8 protein-coding genes are annotated in these 6,768 nt (G+C 56.5%); 2 read left to right on the forward strand and 6 right to left on the reverse strand.

Annotated elements, in window-relative coordinates; genetic code table 11:
* Positions 1-370: ATP-binding protein (locus tag ACILQA_RS08840; protein ID WP_395629371.1), on the reverse strand; the 370-nt coding region annotated here is incomplete at its 3' end.
* A 193-nt stretch (positions 371-563) separates the two neighbouring features.
* On the opposite strand from ACILQA_RS08840, the gene ACILQA_RS08845 reads away from it, so the two are divergent.
* Positions 564-2,123: a class I adenylate-forming enzyme family protein gene (locus ACILQA_RS08845; RefSeq protein WP_395629372.1), complete on the forward strand. Its 1,560-nt coding sequence runs from the start codon at positions 564-566 to the stop codon at positions 2,121-2,123.
* Positions 2,113-2,607 carry a DUF2721 domain-containing protein gene (locus ACILQA_RS08850; RefSeq protein ID WP_395629373.1) on the forward strand — a complete coding sequence of 165 codons (495 nt, stop codon included), beginning with the start codon at positions 2,113-2,115 and terminating at the stop codon, positions 2,605-2,607. Before ACILQA_RS08845 ends, ACILQA_RS08850 begins: the two co-directional genes overlap by 11 nt.
* A gap of 15 nt (positions 2,608-2,622) precedes the next feature.
* Here the strand turns inward: ACILQA_RS08850 and coaD are convergent, their stop codons facing one another.
* The 5 genes from coaD to ACILQA_RS08875 all read right to left on the reverse strand — a co-directional run.
* Positions 2,623-3,135 (reverse strand): pantetheine-phosphate adenylyltransferase, encoded by a 513-nt coding sequence (coaD, locus tag ACILQA_RS08855; protein WP_395629377.1) that lies wholly within the window; start codon positions 3,133-3,135, stop codon positions 2,623-2,625.
* Complete coding sequence (locus ACILQA_RS08860) at positions 3,132-4,037, reverse strand: polyprenyl synthetase family protein (protein WP_395629374.1); 906 nt, start codon at positions 4,035-4,037, stop codon at positions 3,132-3,134. Before ACILQA_RS08860 ends, coaD begins: the two co-directional genes overlap by 4 nt.
* A gap of 5 nt (positions 4,038-4,042) precedes the next feature.
* Complete coding sequence (locus tag ACILQA_RS08865; RefSeq protein WP_333569375.1) at positions 4,043-4,282, reverse strand: exodeoxyribonuclease VII small subunit; 240 nt, start codon at positions 4,280-4,282, stop codon at positions 4,043-4,045.
* A gap of 54 nt (positions 4,283-4,336) precedes the next feature.
* Positions 4,337-5,212, reverse strand: coding sequence for a LysR substrate-binding domain-containing protein (locus ACILQA_RS08870; protein WP_395629375.1), 876 nt, complete (start codon positions 5,210-5,212; stop codon positions 4,337-4,339).
* 306 nt (positions 5,213-5,518) lie between these two features.
* The coding region (locus tag ACILQA_RS08875) for an MFS transporter (RefSeq protein ID WP_395629376.1) at positions 5,519-6,768 on the reverse strand (1,250 nt) is incomplete at its 5' end.

A 6,768-nucleotide genomic window follows, 5' to 3' on the forward strand; every position in this document is an offset into this window, starting at 1 on the left:
TACCGCCGGCGTGCAGTTGGGTCATGATGACCTCAGCTGCGGAAACGCCTTCTTCCTTGTGCATGCCCGTCGGGATGCCGCGGCCATTATCTTCGACCGAGACCGATCCGTCGGCGTTCAATTCGATAAGCACCAGATCGCAATGTCCGGCGAGCGCTTCGTCGATTGCGTTGTCCGATACTTCGAACACCATGTGGTGCAGGCCGCTGCCGTCATCGGTGTCGCCGATATACATTCCCGGCCGCTTGCGAACCGCGTCGAGGCCCTTGAGAACCTTGATGCTGTCGGCACCATATTCGTTCTGATTTGGGTTGGCTGCGCTGTCCGCAGACGGGTTATTTTCGGAGTTTTCCGGGATTTGATCTGTCATCGGTGGACTATAGGCCCCAAGGCCGAAAAGCCCAAGGGAAAGCGGCAATAAAGGGCTATTTTTCCACAATCTTTTGCGGCTGCCGCTTGCTGCGTTTTTGGGTGGCGGCCTGCGGCGAAAAATTAAGCGGTGAAAGTTTTCGATATCGCGCTAAATCATCGCATGCGCATCTAAGGGATAGGCACAAAACGTGATGAATATCGAGACGGAACTGGAAAAGAGCTTTGGCGACTTTGGCGCACTTATCGGTGCTTGGGGTGCAGAAAAACCCGACGCGCTCGCGCTCGCTGACAAGTTCACCACGGTTTCCTGGAGCCAAGTTGCGCAGCTAACGTCACGCATTGCAGCGCAGCTTCAGCGCGATGGCCTTCAGCATGGTCAGGCGGTCGCCATTTTGGGCATGAGCAACATCAATTATGCGCTGGTCTATTTGGCTGCAGTGCGTGCAGGCGGCTGCGCTGCGCCGCTGACGACATCCGCCACCCCGGCGCAATTGTCCGCGATGTTGCGGGACTCAGGGGCGATGCATCTGTTTGTTGATGCGGCAAAACTGGCTGAACTTGGCGGTATAGACTTGGGCGATGTGCGCATTGTCATATTGGATAATGGCGAGGCACCACACCCAAGCCTTGACGCTTGGATGGCCGAAGAGGACGCAACATTTGCAGCAGCCGCACCTGCGCCGAATGATCCTTTCAACATTATTTATTCGAGCGGAACGACAGGCACGCCAAAGGGCATCATCCATTCGCACGCCATGCGCTGGCACCAGATGGCAGGTGGTTTCAAATCCATTTACAGCCGTGACACCCGTTCCTTGGTCTCCACGCCCTTATATTCAAACACGACGCTCGCCGTGTTCCTGCCGACCATGTGCCATGGTGGATTTGCGCGGATCATGGATAAGTTTGATGTCACTGGCTATCTTGGCCATGCGCAGGCCGACCGGACAACGCATACAATGCTGGTGCCCGTCCAATATCAGCGGATCATGGCGCATGATGGTTTTGCACAATACGATCTTTCGAATTTCATCATCAAATTTTGCACCAGCGCGCCATTCCCGGCGGAGTTAAAGGCCGATGTCGTCAAACGCTGGCCCGGCGGGCTCGTCGAAATTTACGGGATGACCGAGGGCGGCGTCGTCTGCATGTTGCAGGCGCATAATTTCCCCGACAAGCTGCACACCGTGGGTCAGCCCGTGACGGGCCATGAACTGATCGTCCTTGATGAAGACGACAATCGCCTTCCTGCTGGATCAAAAGGTGTTTTAACGGGCCGGTCACCCACCATGATGTCCGGCTATAAGAACCAACCGGAAAAGACGCGCGAGATGGAATGGCGCGACGAAGATGGCAATATCTGGCTCAAAACCGGAGACATCGGGATTGTCGATGAAGACGGCTTTGTTTCCATTGTCGGGCGCGCGAAGGATATGATCATCTCCGGCGGGTTCAACATTTACCCCAAAGATCTGGAGGAGCTGCTGGAGGCGCAAGCGGAGGTGGCAGAGGCTGCCGTGGTCGGCATGCCGTCGGATGCGTGGGGCGAGACGCCGGTTGGCTTTGTGCGGTTACATCCCGACGCCAGCAGCACGCCCGATGCTATCTTGGAACGGGTGAATGGGCAGCTTGGTAAGACCCAACGCATATCGGTGCTATATCCCATCGACGAAATGCCGCGCAGCCATATCGGCAAGTTGCTGAAAACCGATTTGCGGACATTGGCGGCGGAATTGCAAAATGGACGGTAAATTTGGCCCGGACCTGACGGCGGTTATTTCCGTTCTGCAAACGGCACTGACCCCCGCCTTTTTGCTGGTTGCGGTGGGTAGCTTGCTCAATGTCCTCACGGGCCGACTTTCGCGCATTGTGGACCGGTCACGCGACCTGCAGCGGCAATATGCCCAGACCGACGGGAAAGCGCATGAACGGGTCGTCACCGAACTGCGCATTATTGAAAAGCGCATGCGTGTGGTGGGAAGATCGATATTGTGCGCGGTGTTATCCGCAATTTCGGTGTGCATCATGATCGTTGTGTTGTTCGTCATGGGGCTGACCAATATTTCCGCAGCATGGATCGCTGTGGCCGTATTCATGCTGGCACTGGCGCTGTTGTCGGCTTGCCTGTTTCAATTCGTGCACGAGATCCGGCTGGCAACTTATGCGATATATGTGCCCGAGGAATATCTTGAGCTACCGGCGCCTACGGAACGCAAGCGGCGTAAGGCGAAGTAACGCGCGGGCGCGTAGTTAGCTTGCCTTGCTGCCCAATAATTGAACGCGGGCGACAACTTCGTCGCGGATCGTGGGCGTCACAAACTTGCCAATTTCGCCACCATATATGGCGATTTCCTTCACCAACCGTGACGCGATGGGCTGAAGCGAGACATCGGCCATCAGGAATAGTGTTTCGACGCGGTCATTCAGCTGGCGGTTCATACCCGTGAGTTGATATTCATATTCGAAATCGGTCACGCCGCGAATGCCGCGAATGACCGTGCTTGCGCCATGTGCTTCGGCAAAGTCCATCAGCAGTGAATTGAACCCGACGACGCGGATATGATCTGCGCCGATTGTCGCAACTTCGCGCTCGACCATCGCGATACGCTCTTCATCGGCAAACATCGGCGATTTCGACGCGTTGGTGGTCACGCCAATGATGAGTTCGTCGACAAGCTTTGCGCCGCGCCGGATGATGTCCATATGGCCCAAGGTGATGGGGTCAAAAGTTCCGGGATATACGCCAATCCGGTGGGTCATCAGCGATCTCTTTCCGTGATATAATTTGCAATAGCGCGCAACAAATCCGCCTCTGCGCCATAGCTTGATAGATAATCATTGGCTTGCTGGACCAGCATTTCGGCCTGTTGCTTGGCGCGATCAAGCCCCATCAGCGACACAAATGTACCCTTGCCCGCCTCGGCATCTTTCTGCAGCGCCTTGCCAGCCAGTTCGGGGTCACCTTCGACATCCAAAATGTCATCGGCAATTTGAAAGGCAAGGCCAATGTCGCGGGCATAGCCCCGCAAATGCGCGCGGCCTTCGGGTGGAATGTGGCCCAAAATGGCGCCCATTTCGACGCTTGCGGCAATAAGCGCGCCGGTTTTCAATGCCTGCAGGCGCATCACCGTTTGCAAATCGAACGATGCGTTCTCCGCCTCAATGTCCATCATTTGGCCGCCTGCCATGCCTTCAGGGCCACTGGCCAGCGCCAGCGTCGACACCAGTTCGCCACGCACAAATGGGTCGCTATGGGTATCTGGATTGGCCAAGATTTCAAAGGCAAGCGCATGCAGCGAGTCACCCGCCAAAACCGCGGTTGCTTCGTCAAATGCGCGATGCACGGTGGGTTTGCCACGGCGCAAATCATCATCATCCATGCAGGGCAGGTCGTCGTGCACCAACGAATAGACGTGAATGGCCTCAACCGCCGTACCGACGCGCAAAGCTGTTTTGCGGTCGACATTGAACAAGGCTGCGGTGGCCGTTACCAGCAAGGGACGAAGACGCTTGCCGCCGCCAATCGTAGCGTGCCGCATGGCTGCATATAAACGGTCGCGTGCGTCCCCGGGTAATGTCAGCAGCGTGTCGAATTCTTGGTCAACATCTGCTGCAATACTGGTCAGCGCATCTTGAAGCAGCGAAGATGTCGATAGCTCCGACATTACATTCATCCCGCGTCGAACGATGTGGTGCCCGTTGGCGCACCGTCAGGGCCGAGCGTAATCGCCTCAATCCGGGCCTTCGCCATATCAAGCCGTTGCTGGCACAGCGCCCGCAGCGTGTTGCCGCGCTCATATAGAGCAATGGATTCATCAAGCGGCGCTTCACCGCTTTCCAGCTTGTGGACGATATCTTCAAGCGCGCGCAGCGCCTGTTCGAAATTCAGTTCAGCAACGTCGTCAGTCATCACACTGCAATGACGCGGGGTGGGCGACGGGTCAAGTGTTCGCGCTACCGAATTTTATACGCCGGCCTTTAACAACCAGTCGTGGAAAATCTTGACGGCGCGCTGCTTCAGCGCGCGGGGGCGGCACACGAACCAATAGCTATAGGGGCTTTCGACCTCTGCATTGAAAAGCCGCGTCAGGCGTGGATCACGCGCGTCCGAAAAATGGCTTCCGTGCATGATCGCGACGCCCAGCCCATTGGCGGCAGCTTCAAGCATGAGCGCGCCGCTATCCAAACTATCAATGGCGGCGGGTTTTAAACGGGGTACGCCCATGGCTTGACGCCAGGCGTCGAATATCATGGGCATATCGCTGTGGACCATGATCGTATGTTTGGCCAGATCTTCTGGCTTTTGCACATTGTGCTCCTTGGCCCATTGTTCCGACGCGATTGCATAGACAAGGTTACGGTCGAGGCGAACGCTGTAGAGTTTTGGGTCAACCTCGGCCGCGATAATGATCGCGGCATCAATCACGTCGCCCAACAGATTTTCCGCATGGCCGGAGGTATCGACGTCGATATGCAATTTCGGGAAAGCTTTCCGCAATTCGGGGAGGCGGGGGATAAGGCGTTGTGAACCAAAAAGCGGGAGCAAGCCAAGGCGCAGGCGATATTCGCCGCCACGGCCAGCAAGCTCTTCAACAGCTTCGGCCATCGCGTCCATCGCGGGCTCGACAGCAGCCAGCAAGGTTTCGCCATCGGCGTTAATGACCATGGCTTGGGCACGGCGGTCGAACAGCGATTTGCCGATAAAGTCTTCAAGCGCCTTTATGCGGCGGCTTAAGGCGGGAGGTGACAGCGCCAATTCACTGGCGGCCGCTTTGGCCGAACCCAGTTTGGCGACGCGCAAAAAGGCTTCCAATGACCGTAATGGTGGCAATCTGCGCATGTCATCTCCTTATTTTGTCGCACTGCAACAAAAGTGACTTGATTCTGCGATCGTGCAAATGCCGCGGAATTCATGATATTCTTATAAATAGCAGTTGCAGGATATGCAACTGCTATTGCACTGTTCGCACTTGCACAAAAAATGAAAACTCGCGATAGGGGACAAGCCTTATAGGCATCCTCTCCTAAAGACTTTTTCAGGGTCGGCTTCGGTCGGCCCTTTTTTTGCGTAAAATCTGTGTCCGTTCGTCGCAATTTTTCCGAACGACATATAATGTGCCGGCTCCGCGATGGTGCTGCATGCACCCTACGCTTCGTCGGGAACAATCAACGCCCGTCTGCCCCAAATGATCAGAAAGACCAATGAGGCAGAGATGAGAATGAAGGTTGCTGGCTCCCACCAGCTCAAAAGGGCGACACCGACGGCTGGCGCGAAAATATAGGCTGCACCATTGATCGAGGCGATTTTGCCGGCGACATCGCCTTGCTCGTGCCGCCGGACCGCCAATGAGGCACCTGCGGTAAATCCCGGCCGGAACAGCCCAAAGCCCAAAGACGCAATCGCAAAGCCAGTGCTGATGCCGTAAAAATCGTGGCTAACGCCCGTTAATATGGTGCCAATCAGCGCCAGTATTGAACCCCAAAGCACGGAACTGCGTGCGGCGAGCGACAAGATCGGGATGAGGCCCCATTGCGCCAATAACGTCGCCATTGCGCCTATCAGCATGACGGAGCCACTGGCCTGCACCGCTTCCCAAGGGCGATCATGCAGCCCAAGCCGATCGCGGACGAGGAAACCGACGACGCCAAGGATGATTGCCTGCGCGTGCCCGCCAATCAGGCCCGCAATAAGCCAGGGCGCCATTCTTTCATCGCGCCATGGCAAGCGAACTTCTTCATCGGGTAGGGAACCCAGCGCTTCGCCATCGACGTCTTCGGTATCGAGCGTGTTCATGGACGCAGAATTGGGATAGGCAGCAACCGAACCGCGCGCGGCAAAGCGCGGCGTGTCGTTCGGCAACAGCACATGCAATGCGATCAGTACCGCGACGCCAAATATCGCAAACATGATCAACGGTCCGGCCAGCCCAAAGGGCGGGAACAACAAATAATGCGCGGTCGCCGGGCCAATGACGGTGCCCACGCCGAACGACGATGCAAGCATCGACAATGCCTTTGTCCGTTCCGCGCGTTCGGTTCGTGCGGCAACATAAGCCTGAACCGCGGGCGGGGCAGCAGAACCAAAACCGCCATAAAGGCTGCGGAAGATCGCAAAGAGTATGAATGTAACGATTGGGCCGATCAGGCCGGCGAGACCAAGCCACAAGACCAATCCGCAAAGGCCCATTGATGAGATGAAGCCAATGATGCCAACACTCATCAATTGCTTGCGGCCCCGCCGGTCGGACAAGCGCGCCCATTTGGGTGCGGTGATGACCCATAAAAGTGCAGACCAGCTAAACGCCAGGCTGACCAACACGTCGGGCATATCCAGTTCGCTTGCGATGGCCGGCAATGCGGACTGCATCGCCGTATTGCCTGCGGCGGCCACGAGCA

It is taken from the genome of Sphingorhabdus sp. (assembly GCF_044239005.1).
In the GTDB taxonomy this organism is placed as follows: Bacteria; Pseudomonadota; Alphaproteobacteria; order Sphingomonadales; family Sphingomonadaceae; genus Sphingorhabdus_B.